The organism is Salinicola sp. CR57, assembly GCF_003206585.1.
In the GTDB taxonomy this organism is placed as follows: Bacteria; Pseudomonadota; Gammaproteobacteria; order Pseudomonadales; family Halomonadaceae; genus Salinicola; species Salinicola lusitanus.
In genome coordinates this window covers 12,580-30,352 of the sequence record NZ_PZJL01000013.1, presented here as the reverse complement: position 1 = coordinate 30,352, position 17,773 = coordinate 12,580, and the positions used below count along the sequence as shown (strand labels likewise).

Annotated in this window: 16 protein-coding genes; 4 read left to right on the top strand and 12 right to left on the bottom strand. The window is 63.3% G+C overall.

Annotated elements, in window-relative coordinates; all coding sequences use genetic code 11:
- Positions 1 to 25: 25 nt before the first annotated feature.
- The 11 genes from lpxD to rpsB form a co-directional block, all read right to left on the bottom strand.
- Positions 26 to 1,066 (bottom strand): UDP-3-O-(3-hydroxymyristoyl)glucosamine N-acyltransferase, encoded by a 1,041-nt coding sequence (lpxD, locus tag DOM56_RS18030; protein WP_110710399.1) that lies wholly within the window; start codon positions 1,064 to 1,066, stop codon positions 26 to 28.
- 22 nt (positions 1,067 to 1,088) lie between these two features.
- Positions 1,089 to 1,592, bottom strand: a complete 504-nt coding sequence (locus tag DOM56_RS18025; protein WP_110602239.1) for an OmpH family outer membrane protein — start codon at positions 1,590 to 1,592, stop codon at positions 1,089 to 1,091.
- Between the two features lie 97 nt (positions 1,593 to 1,689).
- Positions 1,690 to 4,029: an outer membrane protein assembly factor BamA gene (gene bamA, locus DOM56_RS18020; RefSeq protein WP_232822356.1), complete on the bottom strand. Its 2,340-nt coding sequence runs from the start codon at positions 4,027 to 4,029 to the stop codon at positions 1,690 to 1,692.
- A gap of 157 nt (positions 4,030 to 4,186) precedes the next feature.
- On the bottom strand, positions 4,187 to 5,542 hold the full coding sequence (rseP, locus tag DOM56_RS18015) for a sigma E protease regulator RseP (protein ID WP_110710398.1): 1,356 nt from the start codon (positions 5,540 to 5,542) through the stop codon (positions 4,187 to 4,189).
- On the bottom strand, positions 5,542 to 6,762 hold the full coding sequence (gene ispC / locus DOM56_RS18010; protein ID WP_110710397.1) for a 1-deoxy-D-xylulose-5-phosphate reductoisomerase: 1,221 nt from the start codon (positions 6,760 to 6,762) through the stop codon (positions 5,542 to 5,544). The genes rseP and ispC overlap by 1 nt, the downstream gene beginning before the upstream one ends.
- 7 nt (positions 6,763 to 6,769) lie before the next feature.
- Complete coding sequence (locus tag DOM56_RS18005; protein WP_110710396.1) at positions 6,770 to 7,570, bottom strand: phosphatidate cytidylyltransferase; 801 nt, start codon at positions 7,568 to 7,570, stop codon at positions 6,770 to 6,772.
- Complete coding sequence (gene uppS / locus DOM56_RS18000; protein WP_110710395.1) at positions 7,563 to 8,324, bottom strand: polyprenyl diphosphate synthase; 762 nt, start codon at positions 8,322 to 8,324, stop codon at positions 7,563 to 7,565. The genes DOM56_RS18005 and uppS overlap by 8 nt, the downstream gene beginning before the upstream one ends.
- Before the next feature lie 63 nt (positions 8,325 to 8,387).
- Positions 8,388 to 8,945: a ribosome recycling factor gene (gene frr / locus DOM56_RS17995; protein ID WP_110602229.1), complete on the bottom strand. Its 558-nt coding sequence runs from the start codon at positions 8,943 to 8,945 to the stop codon at positions 8,388 to 8,390.
- Between the two features lie 10 nt (positions 8,946 to 8,955).
- Complete coding sequence (gene pyrH / locus DOM56_RS17990) at positions 8,956 to 9,711, bottom strand: UMP kinase (RefSeq protein ID WP_110602227.1); 756 nt, start codon at positions 9,709 to 9,711, stop codon at positions 8,956 to 8,958.
- 154 nt (positions 9,712 to 9,865) lie between these two features.
- Positions 9,866 to 10,735 carry a translation elongation factor Ts gene (gene tsf, locus DOM56_RS17985; RefSeq protein WP_110710394.1) on the bottom strand — a complete coding sequence of 290 codons (870 nt, stop codon included), beginning with the start codon at positions 10,733 to 10,735 and terminating at the stop codon, positions 9,866 to 9,868.
- A 168-nt stretch (positions 10,736 to 10,903) separates the two neighbouring features.
- On the bottom strand, positions 10,904 to 11,635 hold the full coding sequence (rpsB, locus tag DOM56_RS17980) for a 30S ribosomal protein S2 (RefSeq protein WP_110602225.1): 732 nt from the start codon (positions 11,633 to 11,635) through the stop codon (positions 10,904 to 10,906).
- 522 nt (positions 11,636 to 12,157) lie between these two features.
- Between rpsB and map the strand changes: the two genes are divergently transcribed.
- Both map and DOM56_RS17970 read left to right on the top strand, forming a co-directional pair.
- A complete protein-coding gene (map, locus tag DOM56_RS17975) occupies positions 12,158 to 12,949 on the top strand; it encodes a type I methionyl aminopeptidase (protein WP_110602224.1) in 792 nt (263 codons plus the stop codon).
- A 42-nt stretch (positions 12,950 to 12,991) separates the two neighbouring features.
- Positions 12,992 to 15,667: a [protein-PII] uridylyltransferase gene (locus tag DOM56_RS17970; RefSeq protein ID WP_110710393.1), complete on the top strand. Its 2,676-nt coding sequence runs from the start codon at positions 12,992 to 12,994 to the stop codon at positions 15,665 to 15,667.
- 27 nt (positions 15,668 to 15,694) lie between these two features.
- Here the strand turns inward: DOM56_RS17970 and DOM56_RS20060 are convergent, their stop codons facing one another.
- Positions 15,695 to 16,093, bottom strand: a complete 399-nt coding sequence (locus DOM56_RS20060; protein ID WP_110710392.1) for a DUF305 domain-containing protein — start codon at positions 16,091 to 16,093, stop codon at positions 15,695 to 15,697.
- 214 nt (positions 16,094 to 16,307) lie between these two features.
- On the opposite strand from DOM56_RS20060, the gene DOM56_RS17960 reads away from it, so the two are divergent.
- Together DOM56_RS17960 and dapD are read left to right on the top strand one after the other, a co-directional pair.
- Entirely contained in the window at positions 16,308 to 16,667 is a 360-nt protein-coding gene (locus DOM56_RS17960) for an ArsC family reductase (RefSeq protein ID WP_110602219.1), read from the top strand.
- A gap of 67 nt (positions 16,668 to 16,734) precedes the next feature.
- Complete coding sequence (gene dapD / locus DOM56_RS17955) at positions 16,735 to 17,760, top strand: 2,3,4,5-tetrahydropyridine-2,6-dicarboxylate N-succinyltransferase (RefSeq protein WP_110710391.1); 1,026 nt, start codon at positions 16,735 to 16,737, stop codon at positions 17,758 to 17,760.
- Positions 17,761 to 17,773: the final 13 nt, after the last annotated feature.

Here is a 17,773-nt window from a genome sequence, read left to right as displayed (position 1 = left end):
CGACGGGGCTTGGGCCGCAAGCCTTTCAGCTATCGCGGATATCCCGCTCGAGGCGCGTCAGCCGCTTGGCGATTTCGTCGAGTTGCTTGAAGCGTACGGCGTTCTTCCGCCACTGACTGTTCGACATCGAGCCGGTACCGGAAGAGTAGACCCCCGGTTCGAGGATCGAATTGGTGACCAGGCTCATGCCGGTCACCTGAACCCCGTCAGCCAGTGTCAGATGGCCGGAGAGCCCCACCCCGCCCCCCAGCAGGCAGTGACGACCGACCTTGGTGGAGCCCGCGATGCCGACACATCCCGCCAGGGCACTGTGATCGCCGATCTGCACGTTATGGGCGATCTGGACCTGAGAATCGATCTTCACCCCATTGCCGATCTGGGTATCTCCCAGCGCGCCACGATCGATGCTCGAACAGCTTCCCACCTCGACATCTTCGCCCAGCACGACGCCACCCAACTGCGCGATCTTCTCCCACTGCTTGCCATCGTGAGCGAAGCCGAAGCCATCCCCGCCAATGACACAGCCGCTGTGGAGGATGGCGCGATCGCCGACGATCACGCCGTGATACAGCGTGACGTTGGCATGCAACCGAGAGCCGCGACCCACCGTGGTATCGGCGCCGATGAAGCACCCTGCGCCAATCACGCAGTCATCGGCGATATCGGCACCGTCCTCGATGACGCAGTGGGCACCGATCTCGACGCGCTCGCCGAGCCGGGCGCCCGGCGCGACCACGGCCGTGGCGTGCACGCCACGGGGAGACTGGTTGATCAGCGGATCGAACAACCGCGACAGCTTGGCGTATCCCAGGTAGGGATTGTCCAGCTCCAGCCGGGGGCACGGGCAGCTTTCGCCATGGGCGGGATGCACCAGAACGGCACCGGCCCGGGTCGCGGCCAGATACTTCAGGTACGCCCGGTTGGCCAGGAACGCAAGATCCGTCGGGCCGGCATCGGCCAGCGTTGACAGACCGTCGACACGCAGATCCGCGTCGCCGACCAGGCGTGCATCCAGACGCTCGGCGAGTTCGCCGAGCGTGTAAGAGCGGGAGGTCTCTCTCTTCATGAGCGGGCGCCGGATTGAATCATCAGTTGAGCGAGTTGAAGATTTTCGTCACTTCGGAGGTGATATCGAGGCTGTCGCCCGAGTAGACCACCGCGTCACGATCGACCACCATGTCCAGGTCATGCTCGTCGACGACCCGCTGAATCGCCTGGTCAAGCTTGGGCTTGGCCCCTTTCAGGTACTGCTGCTCGGCCTGCTGCTGCGCCTGCGAGATCTGTCCACGCAACTGCTGGAACTGCCCGCCTTTCTGGCGCAGCTGCTGGGTCACCGAGTTGCGCTCGGACTCCGACATCACGTCGCCATCCTTCTGCAGGCGCTGCTGCAGTTGCTGCAACTCCTGGCTCAGTGATTCCGCTTGCTGCTGCTGGGCGCTGATGCGGTTCTTCAGCTGGTTCATCGAGGCCTGGGCGGAATTGGAAGACATCAACGCTTCGCGCCAATCGAGAACGCCCACCTCCGTCGCCATCGCCGGCACGGAAACCATCGTCAACAAACCTAGCCCCAGAACTCCTGCTATCTTGCGCATGCGGCATCTCCTTGAAACGAGCCTGACTTACTGCCTGTGAACATCTGAATTCGAGTTCGCGGCGCCACCCGGACGCCGCGAACTCACCGCGCTTGAACTAGAAAGTCTGGCCAAGCGAGAACTGGAAGACCTGTGGATCGTCTCCCTCCTTCTCGTTCAGCGGCTTGGCGACACTGAAGGTCAACGGCCCCACTGGCGTCAGCCAGGACAGCCCCAGACCCACGCTGTAGCGCAGATCGTCGAGATGGACCCCGCTGTTGCAGTTGGAGGGGCCATCACCTGCCACCACCGGGTAGCAATCGGTCAGGAAGGTGTTGCCGCCGTCGAGGAAGACGCTGGTCTGCAGCGACCGGCGGTCCTCGACCCAGGGGAACGGATAGATCAGCTCCGCGGAGCCCTCGACCAGCACGTTGCCGCCCAGGGTATCGTCATCGCCATCGTTGCGCGCGGTGGTCTTCGGCCCCAGCGTGTTGCCCGTGTAGCCGCGCACCGAACCCAGGCCGCCCGAGTAGAAGTTCTCGTAGAACGGGTAGGGATCGTTGGAACCCAGCGTATCGGCGTAGCCTAGGTTGCTGCTGAACTTGACGGACCAGTCGGGGTTGAGCTCGAACAATTTCTGGCCGCGGTAGCGCAGCTTGTAGTACTCCGCGTCCGATCCGGGCAGCGCGGTCTCCAGCGAGACGCGCTGGTAGCTGCCAGCGGTCGGCATGATTCCGCGATTCAGATTGTTGCGAGTCCAGCTGGCGGTCAGCTTGTAGTTGAAGAAGTCCTCGCCCTGATCGTCGGTGTAGCGCACGATTTCGGAGGGCGTGTCGTCGTAGGTATCGATCGACAGGTTCTCGAGCCCGACGCCGAAGTTCAGCCGCGACAGATCATTGATCGGATACCCGAAATTGATATTGCCGCCGTAGGAGTCGGTCGAGTAGGTCGAGATATCGGAGTCTTCGTAGTCGGTCTCGCGATAGAAGACGTTGTAACCGCGCGAGATACCGTCGAGGGTCCAGTACGGGTCGGTGAAGCCGAAGTTGATGTTGGTGAACGTGTCGCTTCGCTGCGCACCGATATTGACCCGGTTACCGGTGCCGAGGAAGTTGCTCTGCGACAGCGCCGCCCCATAGATCACGCCAGCGCTCTGCGAGAAACCGACACTCGCCGAGATCGAGCCCGACGGCTGCTCCTGGACGTTGTAAGTGACGTCCAATTGATCCGGCTCGCCGGCCACCGGACGGGTATCCACATCCACCTGCTTGAAGAAACCGAGCCGCTCGAGCCGCTGACGCGACTGCGAGATCTGGTCGGTGGAGGCCGGCGCGCCCTCCATCTGCACCATTTCGCGGCGCAGCACTTCATCCTGGGTGGTGGTGTTACCCTCGAAATTGATCCGGCGTACGTAGGCCCGTCGTCCCGGATCGACGCGGAAGGTCAGATCCACCGTATCGCCCGCCTCGTTGACGGTAGGCACGGCCTGAATATCGGCGAAGGCGAAGCCTTCGGCACCGAGCTTCTGACGCAGGGCTTCCGAGGATTCGGTCACCTTGCTCTGAGAGTAGTATTCGCCAGGCTTGGCGGTCACCAGTGACCGGGCGGCGGACTCGTCGATCTTCAGGTCGCCGGCAAAGTTGATCTTGTCGAGCTTGTAGCGCTTGCCTTCATCGACATTGATGGTGACGAAGATGCGGGACTTGTCCGGGCTGATCGACACCTGGGTCGAGGTGATGGCGAAGTTGACGTAGCCGCGATCGAGGTACCAGGAGCGCAGCGTCTCCAGGTCGCCGGACAGCGCTTCGCGAGAATACTCGTCGTCGGAGAACCAGCCGAAGAACCAGCCTGGCTTGTCCTCGAGCTGGAACAGATCACGCAGCGTGTCGTCGTCGAACGCCTCGTTGCCGACGACGTTGATCTGGCGAATCTTGGCGACTTCGCCTTCATTGATATTGATGTTGACCCGAACCCGGTTGCGCTCGAGCTGCTCGACGGATGTCTTGATGTTCGAGCTGTACCGACCCTGGGACTGATAGAGTCGTTCCAGCTCGCGCTGCATCTCCTCCAGGGTCGAGCGCTGCAGGACCTGGCCTTCGGCCAGCCCGGCGTCGGTCAGCCCCTTGCGCAGGTCGTCGTCGGATATCTGCGAGTTGCCGTCGATGTTGATCTCGGCAATGGACGGCCGCTCGACCACGTTGACGATCAGTACGTCACCGTCGCGGGAGAGCCGAATGTCGTCGAACAGCCCGGTGTCGAACAGCTGCTGGGCGGCTTGGCCCAGTTGCTGGTCGTCGACCGTCTGATCGGCACTGACGGGGAATGCGTTGAAAACGGACGCAGCCGAGACGCGTTGCAGCCCCTCTACACGAATATCCGAAATCTCAAAAGGTGCCGCCAGCGCAACGGGAGAGCTGGCCAGCAGAAATCCTGCCAATCCGATGATCTTGAGTTTCATGCAATCAATCGCTTCTGTGGGGTCCGCCCGCGTATCGAACAGGCACCTTATACATTTCTCCCTACGACTGACAAGCTCGTCGCTCACCACTCATGGGGTCTTCCCGGGTACCGGTGTTCCCGGCGCCGTCAGGCCGCCCGGCAACGGCGTCCCGTCATCAAAGCCGCATCAAATCGAAGTAGAGCGCCATCACCATCAAACACCCCACCAACGCCACGCCAACCCGCAAGCCCACGGCCTGGGCCGTTTCCGAGACCGGCTTCCCCCTGACGAGCTCGATCAGGTAGTAGACCAGATGACCGCCATCGAGCACCGGGATCGGCAGCAGGTTCAGCACGCCCAGGCTGATCGACAGATAGGCCAGAAAGCCGATGAACGTCTCGACGCCGCTGCGCGCCGAATCACCGGCGATGCGCGCGATGGTGATCGGTCCGGAGAGGTTCGAAGGCGAAATCCAGCCGACGATCATCTTGCGAATCGAGTCCGCCGTCAGCCAGGTCATCTCGCCGGTCTTTTTCAACGCCTGACTCACCGCCGCCAGCGGGCCATAGCGAATCTCGCGCCGGTAGGACTCGGGCCACTCGACCGCCTGCGACGCGGCGCCCACGTAACCGATCTCCTCGCCATCCTCGGCCTGCCTCGCCTCCGGCGTCAGCGTGACGCCACGAGTCATGCGGTCCCGCTCGACCTCCAGTGACAGCTTGGCGCCGGGATGGCTGCGCACCGCATCGACGAACGCGACCCAGTCGCCAACCGGCTCACCATCGACACTGACGATGCGATCCCCGGCCTGCAACCCGGAACGACCCGCCGGGCTGTCTTCGAGCACCCGCCCCAGTACCGCCGGCACCTCGGGGCGCCATGGTGTGATGCCCAACGACGACATCGGCTGCGGCGGGTCCTGGCGCACCAGCCACTGCTGAACGGGGACGGCGTGAGTTCGGGTCGCACCGCCCGAAGGATCTCGGGTGGTGACTTCCAGTTCGCCGCTGGCGCCGATCGCCGCGATCAGCTGCAGATTGACCTCATTCCAGGACGGCGTCTCGCGCCCGTCGACACTGACGATCTCCTGTCCGCTGCGCAACCCACCCTGGGCAGCCAGGGAATCCAGCTTCACCTCGCCGATCACCGGGGCCACGGTGGTGGCACCGTAGACGAACAGCGCCCAGTAAGCGACCACAGCCAACAAGAAATTGGCGATCGGCCCGGCCGCCACGATCGCGATTCTCGCCCAGACGCTCTTGCGATTGAAAGCCTGGGCCTGCTCTGCCGGCGCCACTGGGCCCTCGCGCTCGTCTAGCATCTTGACGTAACCGCCGAGCGGAATGGCGGCAATGGCGTATTCCGTCCCGTGGCGATCGAAGCGCGACCATAGCGGCTTGCCGAATCCCACCGAGAAGCGCAAGACCTTCACGCCACAGCGCCGGGCCACCCAAAAGTGCCCGAACTCGTGGAACGTGATCAGCAGGCCGAGTACGACGATGACCGCCAGTACGTTCTGGATCGTGTCCATCACGCCCGCCCCCTCTGGAAAGACCGTTGATGCAGCAGGTGCTCGGCCGACCGCCGCGCCCGTGCATCCTCGCACAATATCACGTCGAGCGAATCCGCCGCTCGCCTCTCGGTCGCCTCGAGCGTAGCCTCCACCAGCTTGGCGATGCCGGGAAAAGAGAGCTCCCCGTCGAGGAACGCCTGCACCGCCACTTCATTGGCGGCGTTGAGGGTCGCCGGCATCGTGCCACCGGCTTCCATTGCCTCCCGAGCCAGCCGCAGACAGGGGAAGCGAACCTCATCCGGGGCCTCGAAGTCGAGACGCGATATCGCGAACAGATCCAGCGGCTCGACACCGGCATCGAGCCTCGAGGGCCAGGCCAGACCGTAGGCGATCGGCGTACGCATGTCGGGATTGCCCATCTGCGCCAGCACCGAGCCATCGGCATACCCGACCATCGAATGCACGATGCTCTGAGGATGAACCACCACCTCGACCTGCGCGGGCGCCGTATCAAACAGCCAGCACGCCTCGATCAGCTCGAGGCCCTTGTTCATCATGGTGGCGCTGTCGACGGATATCTTGCGCCCCATCGACCAGTTGGGATGCGCGCACGCCTGGGCGGGCGTGACATCTTCCAGCGCCTCGAGCGACCAGGTTCGAAACGGTCCTCCCGAGGCGGTCAGCCACAGCCGCGATACGCCGTCACGAGTCAGCTCGCGGTGGCGACCGTCACGCTGCATAGGAAGACACTGATAGATGGCATTATGTTCCGAGTCGATGGGTAAAAGCGTGGCGTCATGACGCGATACGGCGTCCATGAACAATCCGCCGGACATCACCAACGCTTCCTTATTGGCCAGCAGCACGCGTTTGCCCGCCTCTACTGCCGCCAATGTCGGCATCAACCCTGCCGCGCCCATGATCGCCGCCATCACCACGTCCACTTCGGCCGCTCGCGACACTTCCACCAGGGCAGCCTCTCCGTGGGAGACGTCGATCTGCGTCAACCGGGCTTTCCGCAGTCGGGAGCTCAGCCATTCGGCATCCTGCGACGTGCCGATCACCGCCCTCTGCGGCTCGAACCGCAAGCAGATCTCGAGCAGCGCCTCGCGGGAACGCTGGGCTGTCACCGCGTGAAGCTGATAGCGATCGGCGTGCCGAGCGATCACGTCCAGCGTGCTGCGACCGATGGAACCGGTCGCGCCCAACAGTGTGACCTTGCAGGAAGAGGAAGACATCGATGTGCTATCCCAGCCAGGGGCGGATCAAAGCGAAGAGAGGAACGGCAGCCGTCAAGCTGTCGATACGATCGAGGATGCCACCGTGGCCCGGCAGCAGGTGACTGGAGTCCTTCAAGCCACGAAAGCGCTTGAGCATGCTCTCGAGCAGGTCTCCGATGACGGAGATGAAAGCCACCACCAGCGCGACGATCAGCAGGGCCAGCGCCTGACCGAGGTCAAGCGCCAGCCACACCGTGTAGACGAGCACCAGCAGCGCGACCGCGACCCAGCCGCCATAGACGCCCTCCCACGACTTGCCCGGACTGACGCTCGGCGCCAGCTTGCGGCGGCCATAACGGCGTCCGGCAAAATAGGCCCCGATATCCGCCACCCAGACCAGCAGCAACACGAACAGCAACCACTCGCTACCCTGCTGGCGAAGTTGGTAAAGCCCGACCCAGCAAGGCAACAGCACCCACATGCCCATGCACAGACGAAGCACCGGCGGCTGCCACTGCCCGGTGGCGCCGGGATAGCGAGAGACCCACCAGGCGTTGGCCAACCAGCCGAGCGCGCCGACCCATAGCGGCCAACGCGCCTCGGCCCACCCCGACCACCATGCGATCACCAGCAGCAACCCGAGACCGAGAGTGTAGAGCAGTCGCGGCTTGACCTCGTCGAATCCCGCCAGACGCGCCCATTCCCAGGCCCCGAGCAGCAGCACGAACGCGGTGAAGACGGCGAAGCCGCCCCCGGAGAGGCCGAACAAACCGCCGAGAGCCAGTGGCGCCAGTACCAGCGCCGTCAGTATCCGTTGTTTAAGCACCCTGAACCTCGACCTGCTGCTGGCTCATGCCGAAACGGCGCTGGCGCTGCTGGAACGCCTCGAGTGCGGCATCGAAGGCGGCCCCATCGAAATCGGGCCAGAGTTCCGGGGCAAACACGAACTCCGCGTAGGCAAGCTGCCACAGCAGGAAGTTGGAGATCCGCTGTTCCCCACTGGTGCGGATACACAGGTCGATGGGCGGTTCCTGGCTCAGGCACACCTCGCGGTCCAGCGCCGCTTCATCCACGGCCTCGGGAGTGATGAGCCCATCGGCGACCTTGCGCGCCAGCCGCTGCGCGGCGGACGCGATATCCCAGCGCCCGCCATAGTTGGCAGCCACGACGAGATGCATCCCGGAGTTGTCGCGAGTCAACGCCTCGGCACGACTCATGTGCTTCTGCAGGGACGACGAGAAGCGGCGGCGATCGCCGATGATGCTCAGGCGGATCCCGTTCTCATGAAGCCTCTTCACCTCGCGCTTGAGCACCAGCATGAAAAGTTCCATCAGCGCACCGACCTCCGCCGAAGGACGACGCCAGTTTTCGCTCGAGAAGGCGAATAGTGTCAGGGTCTCGATACGCTGCTCCGCCGCCCGCCGAATGACGGCGCGCAACGACTCCACTCCAGCGCGATGTCCCTGTGCGCTGGAGAGCCCTCTGGCGCGCGCCCAGCGATTGTTGCCGTCCATGATGATCGCCACATGGCGGGGCATCGACGGCATCGCTTGGACGTCACGCGACTGCGTGTCTGTCATGATAGCTCGCAAGACAGGTGGGTGGCGGCGCCCGCGTGCCAAAGCCATCGAGCGCCCGAACCCTCATACCTGCATCAGGTCATGTTCCTTGGTTTCCAGCAGCCGATCGATCTCGCTGACGTGCTTGTCGGTCAACTTCTGGATTTCCTCTTCTCCGCGACGCTCGTCATCCTCGGTGATCTCCTTGTCCTTGAGCAACGTCTTGAGATCGCCATTGGCGTCGCGGCGAATACTGCGGATCGCAACCTTGGCGTTTTCGGCCTCGGCACGCGCCTGCTTGATATAGTTGCGCCGCGTCTCCTCGGTCAGCGGGGGCATCGGCACGCGAATCACGTTGCCGGCAGTAGCCGGGTTGAGCCCGAGATCGGCGGTCATGATCGCCTTCTCGACTTTCGGCACCATCGGGCGCTCCCACGGCGTCACGGCCAGTGTCCGAGCATCCTCGATCGTGATGTTGGCGACCTGGTTGATCGGCATCTGGCTGCCGTAGTACTCCACCATCACCGCATCCAGTATGCTCGGGTGCGCCCGGCCGGTGCGGATCTTATGGAAATTGCTCTGAAGCGCATCCAGGCTCTTTTGCATGCGTGCGCCAGCGTCTTTCTTGATATCGTCGATCATGTCCTAAACCTCAATCAATCAGCGTGCCTTCTCGCCCACCGACCACCAGATTCAACAGTGCTCCGGGCTTGGTCATATCGAAGACGCGAACCGGCATGTCATGGTCCCGTACCAGGCAGATAGCGGTCAAATCCATCACCCCCAGCTTTTGGTCCAGCACGTCATCGTAACTCAAACGCTCGTACTTGACGGCTTCCGGGTGCTTGACCGGATCCTTGTCGTAGACACCATCGACCTTGGTGGCCTTGACCACGACGTTGGCGTCGATCTCGATGCCCCGCAGACAGGCGGCCGAGTCGGTCGTGAAGAAGGGATTGCCCGTACCGGCAGAGAAGATGACGACGTCGCCAGAGGTGAGGTAACGGATCGCGGTGCGCCGATCGTAGTGCTCGACGACCCCGCTCATGGGGATTGCCGACATCACTCGCGAGCGGATATTGGAACGTTCCAGCGCATCGCGCATCGCCAGGGCGTTCATCACCGTGGCCAGCATCCCCATGTGGTCACCGGTGACCCGCTCCATGCCCGCTGCGTGCAGCGCTGCACCCCGGAACAGGTTGCCGCCGCCGATGACGATACCGACCTGGACACCGATCCCCACCAGTTGGCCGATTTCCAGCGCCATGCGATCGAGCACCTTGGGGTCGATGCCGAAATCCTGCTCCCCCGTCAGCGCCTCGCCTGAAAGCTTCAACAATATGCGCTTGTACTTCGACTTGTCGCTACGCTCATTGGGCTTGCTGGGTCGATCAATGACTTCAGGCATGACGCTCTCTCCTGGTTTGACGAGTCGGATTCGGCAGGTGGCAGACGATCTTCTCATCCGCCGGATACGCGATGGCGTGCGCTTTCGCGCACGCCATCAGAGGGATCGGCCACAGGCATGAGCCCCGAGCACGGTCCCAGGCACTATCGGAAACTCAGCTACGGCGAGCCTGTTCCATCACTTCCTTGGCGAAATCGACCTCTTCCTTCTCGATGCCCTCACCAACCTCGAAGCGCGTGAAGCCAACCACTTCGCCACCTGCCGTCTTGGCGTACTCGGCAACGGTCTGGTTCGGATCCTTGACGAAAGGCTGTTCGGTCAGGCTGTTCTCCGCCAGGTACTTCTTGAGGCGACCCTGGACCATCTTCTCGGCGATCTGCTCTGGCTTGCCGGCCATGTCCGGCTGGGCCAGGATGATCGCCTTCTCGCTGTCGAGCTGGGCCTGCGGCATATCTTCCGGACGCGCGACGACCGGGTTGATCGCGGCCACGTGCATGGAGACATCCTTGGCCACTTCCGGGTTGCCGCCCTTGAGCACGCTCAATACACCGATACGATCGCCATGGACATAGGCACCCACGACGCCGCCTTCCGGTGCATCGACGACGACCGCGCGACGCACGGAGATGTTCTCGCCGATCTTCTGCACCAGCTGGTTGCGAGCATCTTCCAACTCGCCGTCCATGATGGCCGCAACGTCTTCGGACTTGGTCTCGAATACCTTGGCCAGCACCTTGGAGGCAAAGCTCTTGAAGTTGTCGTCACGAGAAACGAAATCGGTCTCCGAGTTGACTTCCAGCATCGCGGCGTAGCTGCCGTCTTCGGCGACGCGGGTCAGGATCGCACCTTCGGCGGCCGTCCGGCCCGCTTTCTTGGCGGCCTTCAGACCGGAGTTCTTGCGCAGATCCTCGATCGCGCGATCGATGTCACCGTCGGCTTCGGTCAGTGCCTTCTTGCATTCCATCATGCCGAGACCGGTACGCTCACGCAGTTCCTTGACTAGAGAAGCGCTGATAGCTGCCATGTTCTACCCCTGAGAATCGCTGTTTCGTCTGACGAACGACGCCACGAGAGCGTCGCTCCGGGTGTGAAAAGGGGGCTATGGAGCCCCCTTGTGTCTGCGCCGATACCGGCGGACCGACTGCCGCCCTGCGGGAGCATGCTCAGCGCAGACTCGATGCCGTTTTCTCGATTACTGAGCGGCTTCGCTGGTCTCGCTCACCTCGACGAACTCGTCGGGACGACCTTCCTTCGCCTTGCCGCAGGCGTCGGCGATCGCCTGCACATAGATCTGGATGGCGCGAATGGAGTCGTCGTTGCCCGGGATGACGTAATCGACGCCATCCGGGTTGGAGTTGGTGTCGACGACACCGATCACCGGAATGCCGAGCTTGTTGGCTTCGTTGATCGCGATGCGCTCATGATCGACGTCGATCACGAACAGTGCGTCGGGCAGACCGCCCATCTCCTTGATACCGCCGATGGAGCGCTCGAGCTTGTCCTGCTCACGAGTCGCCATCAGCACTTCTTTCTTGGTCAGCTTCTCGAACGTACCATCTTCGCGCATGGTCTCGAGCTCGCGCAGACGCTTGATCGACTGGCGGATGGTCTTGTAGTTGGTCAGCATGCCGCCCAGCCAGCGATGGTTAACGAACGGCTGACCAACGCGATTGGCTTCTTCCTTGATGATCTTGCTGGCGGAACGCTTGGTGCCGACAAACAGGATCTTGTTGTTGGAAGAGGCCATCTTCTCGACGATGCTCGTCGCTTCCAGCAGTGCCGGCAGCGTATGCTCGAGGTTGATGATGTGAATCTTGTTACGTGCACCGAAGATGTACTGCCCCATCTTCGGGTTCCAGTAACGGGTCTGGTGACCGAAGTGTGCGCCTGCCTTGAGCAGATCGCGCATGTTGACTTGTGCCATGATGACTCCTGAAGAATCGGGTTAGGCCTCCACACACCCCATGGATCCGACCGCTCGGCTAGACCGTCGCGGCACCCGGGACCATGTGTCGGTGCGTGTGTGTTTTTTGATGACGCGACCTTCGTTCGAAGATCGTCGCCGCTACTGACTCGACCACCCTGGCGACAGCGTAAAGATGCCTGCCGGAAGCCAGATCGGCCATCTTTGCCGGAACCGGTAGACGGGCAATTGCAGTCGAGCGCGCGGATTTATACCATAGAACGCAGGCAAGATGAAGTCGCCGGTCGTCTAAGGAAACACTGAATGAATCGGCGAGCGGGATGAACCACAGGGCGAACGGAGCACGGAAACCGGAGCCTGCGGGGTATAGTGAGGATTCCGATCGGACCGGCACCGCCAACGCAGTGATTCGCCCGCGCCACCCTTTATGCAGTGTTTCCCTGAAGCCCGGCAACACCGGGGACAGCCGACCGCTGCCCGAGACACGCCATCGCCCCTATCGACCCCCCATTGCGAGAGCGCATGAACATTCCACGCAAGACGCCCGACGAGATCGAAAAAATGCGCGAAGCCGGCCGCCAGGCCGCTGCAGTATTCGAGATGATCATCCCGCACGTGCAGGTCGGCGTTTCCACCGGCGAGCTCGACCGCCTGTGTCACGACTTCATCGTCAAGGAACTGGGTTCCACCCCGGCCCCCTTGGACTATCACGGCTTCCCCAAGTCGATCTGCACCTCGATCAATCATGTCGTCTGCCACGGCATCCCCGACTTCGACAAGAAGCTCAAGAGTGGCGACATCATGAACATCGACATCACCGTGAAGACCGCCGACGGTTACCACGGCGACAGCAGCATGATGTTCGTGCTCGGCGACACCATCCAGGGGGAGCGCCTGAGCCGGGTCACCCAGGAGAGCCTCTATAAAGGTATCGCCGAAGTGAAACCGGGCGCCAGGCTGTCGACCATCGCCCGGGTGATCCAGAACCACGCCGAAAAGGCCGGCTACTCCGTGGTCCGGGATTTCTGCGGTCACGGTATCGGCGCAGGCTTCCACGAGGAGCCGCAGGTCCTGCATTATGACGGCTACGCACCGGAAGCCGATGCCGAACTCGCCGAAGGCATGTGCCTGACCATCGAGCCGATGCTCAATGCCGGTGGCTACCGTACCAAGGTGTTGAAGGACGGCTGGACGGCAGTGACCAAGGACAAGAGCCTGTCGGCACAGTGGGAACACACCCTGCTGGTCACCGCTTCCGGCGTAGAGGTCCTGACGGCCCGCTCCGATGAAGACTTCGGCTTCCTGACGGACTGATCGTCGCCTGCCTGCCGCCCCACCTCCGGAGACGCCCGTCGCATGCTGCTGCATCACTACCGTTTTCAACCCGACGAAACACTATTCGATGCAGCGGCCTTCCGTGAGGCGCTGGCGTGCGACTCCCAACCCGTCGCGCTGTTCAAGCTGGCGCTGAAGACGATCCGCGAGCGCCTCGACGAGCGTTTTCGCGCTGGCGCCGATGTTCGCGACCTGGTGTACGGCCGTGCCTGGTGCCTGGACCGGTTGCTCGAGATCGCCTGGGAGCGGTTCGAGTGGCCGGACGACAACGTCGCCCTGCTGGCCGTTGGCGGTTACGGCCGCGGAGAGCTGCACCCTTATTCCGACATCGACCTGCTGCTGCTGCTCGGTACGGACGACGACACGCCCTATCGCGAGTCACTGACCGGCTTCATTACCCTGCTGTGGGATATCGGCCTAGAGGTCGGGCAGAGCGTGCGCTCGCTCAATGACTGCGAGCGGGAAGCCCAAAGCGACATCACGGTCATCACCAACCTGCTGGAGACCCGTACCCTGGCGGGCCCGGAGACACTGCGCAGCGCCATGCGGGAGCGCCTTTCCACCCACCACATGTGGTCGTCGGCAGCGTTCTTCGAGGGCAAGTGGCAGGAGCAGATCGCCCGCCACTACAAGCACAACAACTCCGAGTACCACCTCGAGCCCAACCTCAAGAGCGCGCCGGGCGGCCTGCGCGACATCCAGATGATCGGCTGGGTGGCCAAGCGCCACTTCGGTCCGCTGCGTTACGAGGATGTCGTCGCACAGGGCTTCATGAACGATGCCGAGTTGCGGATCCTGAGCCAGGGCCAGGCGTTCCTGTGGCAGGTGCGCTACGCCCTGCACATGATTGCCGGACGCGCCGAGGATCGCATGCTGTTCGACCACCAACGCGCCCTGGCCAAGCTGTTCGGCTACACCGACACCCCACAGCGACTGGCCGTCGAGCAGTTCATGAAGGCCTACTACCGCCACGTCACCGCCCTGGCCGGACTGAACGACATGCTGCTGCAGCATTTCGACGAAGTGATCCTCCACGCCGGCGAGGCGCTCGAGGTCAAGCCGATCAATGCGCGCTTCGAAAGCCGGGGCGGCTATATCCAGCTTCGCCACCCCAACGTCTTCCTGCGGCGCCCCGGCGCGCTGCTGGAACTGTTTCTGCTGATGGCCCAGCATCCGGAGATCGAGGGCGTGCGGGCCGATACCATCCGTCAGATTCGCGACCACCGTCACTTGATCGACGACGCTTTCCGCGACGATCTGCGCCACCAGAGCCTGTTCATGGAACTGCTGCGCAGCGGCGGCGACGTCCCCACCCAGCTGACTCGCATGAATCGATACGGGGTACTGGGCAAGTACCTGCCCGAATTCGGCGAGGCCGTCGGCCTGATGCAGCACGACCTTTTCCACATCTATACCGTCGACGCGCATACCCTGCGCCTGCTCAGTTTCCTGCAGCGTTTTCGCGAGGAGCGGGACACCGACGAATATACCGTCGCCATCGATGTGATCCAGAAGCTGCCCAAGCTCGAACTGCTGTGGATTGCCGGGCTCTATCACGACATCGGCAAGGGGCGCGGTGGCGATCACTCGGAACTCGGCGCCATCGATGCCGCCGAGTTCTGCCGCCGCCATGCCTTGTCGAGCTGGGACACGCAACTGGTGGCCTGGCTGGTGGAACACCACCTGCTGATGTCGAAGACGGCACAGAAACGCGACATCTCCGATCCGGACGTGATCCACGCCTTCGCCCGAACCGTGCGCGACGAGACCCATCTCGACTATCTCTACGTGCTCACCGTCGCCGATATCAGCGCCACCAACCCGACGTTATGGAACGGCTGGCGCGCCTCGCTGATGCGCCAGCTCTACACCGAGACCCGCCGAGTGCTGCGTCGAGGGCTCGACAACACCGTCGATCGACAGGTCTGGGTCAGCGAGACCCGAGAGGAGGCGCTGGGGCTGCTGCGGACCGTCGGCGCCGACGTGACCCGCGTCACGGAACTCTGGCAGACCTTCGGCGAGGACTACTTCCTGCAGTACACCCCCAGCGAGATCGTCTGGCAGACCCAGGGCATTCTCGCCCACCACGACGATCACCTGCCTCTGGTCCTGGTCAGCGCCCCCAGCGAGGACATGACCGAGGGTGGCACCAAGCTGTTCATTCATACGCGCTCGGCCGACGACCTGTTCGCCGCGACGGCCGCCGCCATCGAACAGCTAGGCCTGTCGATCCACGACGCTCGAATCGCCACCTCGAGCGACGACTGGACGCTCAACACCTTCATCCTGCTCGATGACGATGACGATGCCATCCGCGACCCTGCGCGGCTGGAGACGATCCGCCGGCACCTGGTCGAGGAGCTCGACGACCCCGACGACTATCCGCAGATCGTCAGCCGCCATACACCCCGGCAACTGAAACACTTCCGGGTGCCGGTCGAGGTGATCATCGAGCAGGACCCCGCCAACGCACGCACCTCGCTGGAGCTGATAGCCCCCGACCGCCCGGGGCTGCTGGCTCGGGTCGGCCGCATCTTCATGGAGCAGAACATCGCGCTGTCGACGGCCAAGATCGCCACTCTCGGCGAGCGGGTCGAGGACGTGTTCTTCATCACCGACAAGCACGGACGGCCGCTGACCGACCCCGAGGCCCAGGCACGACTGCGCGCGCGTCTTTACGAAGTCCTGGACGTTTAGCGCCCGACTCGCCGGAACCAGACCGCCTCAATCGACCGGTGCGGGGTTGGCTTTCAGCCATGCCCGCATCTGTTCGATCTCGGCCTGCTGGGCCTCGATGATCTTCTGGGCCAGCGCACGCATCTCCGGATCCTTGCCATAGGCGAGCTCGACCTTGGCCATCGCCATAGCCCCCATGTGATGGGCCAGCATGCCGGTGGCAAAATCGATATCCGGGTCGCCGCTGTTCGCCAGCTCCATGTTGTGCTGCATGCGGGTCGCCGCCTCACGGTAGGCATCACTGGCCTCGCTGGATTGGGCGGACGATTCAGAACGGACCCGATGATCGCCATGGCCATCGCTCTGCGGCTGAGCCAGACCACTGGCGGCGAAAGCCAGCAAGCCGGCGGCTACTATACCGATCGACCAGCACTTCGAAGTCATCATTCGCTGTTTCTCCCCGGGAAAAACCTGACGCTAGCACCCTAGCGTTACCCATGGGTCAAGCGCGATCCGGGATGCTCGATTGCCGTTCCATCGGCACCGGTCGGCCCAGGCCCCGAACGACACGAGACTGACGCCACGGCGGCGCGGTTTGAGCCGCCGTCCGTGGGCGCCTATAATCTGCCGCTTCTCCGGCAGCGCCCGACAGGCCAGCGACATGACCATCACCGTTTACGGCATCAAGACCTGCGACACTTGCCGCAAGGCCCGCCGCCGGCTCGACGAGCTGGGCATCTCGTATCGTTACCACGACCTCCGCGAGGATGGGCTCGGGCCGCAGCGACTGGATACCTTTCTGGCCAATGCCGACTGGCAGACGCTGTTGAACACCCGCAGTACCAGCTGGCGGCAACTCGATGCCGCGGACCGGGAGCCGCTGGACGCCGAGCGGGCTCGCGAACTGATGCTGGCCAATCCGACATTGATCAAGCGTCCGCTACTGCAGCGCACCGACCCTGCAGGCCAAGACACCCTGATTGTCGGTTTCGACCCTGCCCGCTACGCGACGCTGGCCTAGCGGTCGAGTTCGCACCGACTCCACGATCTTCCACGACACCTTCACCGAACACGATAAGGAACCTGCGATGTTGAGCTTCGCGCTAGGAATCGGTACCCAGAACAGCCAGGGCGACTGGCTCGAAGTCTACTATCCGGCGCCGCTGCATCAGCCCGCCGCCGACCTCGTCGCTGCCGCGCGCCAGGCCCTGGGTGCCGATGCCGGCGAGGAAGTCGTCAGTTTCCTGCCGGAGCACGCAACCGGCCTCGCAGAAGCGCTGCGGGCCGCCGGCGCCGCCGATCAGGCCGACCTCGCGGAGACGTTCGTCGATGCCAAGCGCCCCCTGGTTGCGGTGTTCCTGGACGAAGACCATGCGCCGGCCAGCGTGCCGGAGGTCTATCTCAAGCTGCATCTGCTCTCCCATCGGCTGATCAAGCCCCACGGCACCCAGCTCGACGGCATGTTCGGCTTGCTCAGGAATATCGCCTGGACCAATGAGGGCGCCATCGACGTCGAGGAACTTCCCGCGCGTCGGCTCAAGGCCCGCCTGGCCGGACGCCCGCTCTCGGTGGACTGCGTCGACAAGTTCCCCAAGATGACCGACTACGTCGTGCCCAAGGGGATCCGGATCGGCGATACCGCCCGCGTACGCCTCGGCGCCCATCTGGGCGAAGGCACCACGGTCATGCACGAGGGTTTCTGCAACTTCAACGCCGGCACCGAAGGCCCCGGCATGGTCGAGGGACGTATCTCGGCCGGCGTCTTCGTCGGCAAAGGCTCCGACCTGGGTGCCGGCTGCTCCACCATGGGTACGCTCTCCGGCGGCGGCAACGTGGTGATCAGAATCGGCGAGAACTGCCTGATCGGCGCCAATGCCGGCCTGGGCATCCCGCTGGGCGACCGCTGCACCGTCGAAGCCGGCCTCTACGTCACCGCGGGCTCCAAGGTCACCGTCCTGGACGACCAGGGCGAAGCCGTCCAGACCGTGGCCGCGCGCGAACTCGCCGGCCAGGACGATCTGCTGTTCATTCGTCACTCGGTGACCGGGCGCCTGGAGTGCCGCACCAACAAGAGCGCCGTCGCCCTCAATGAATCGCTGCACGCTCACAATTGATCCGGCCCGACCG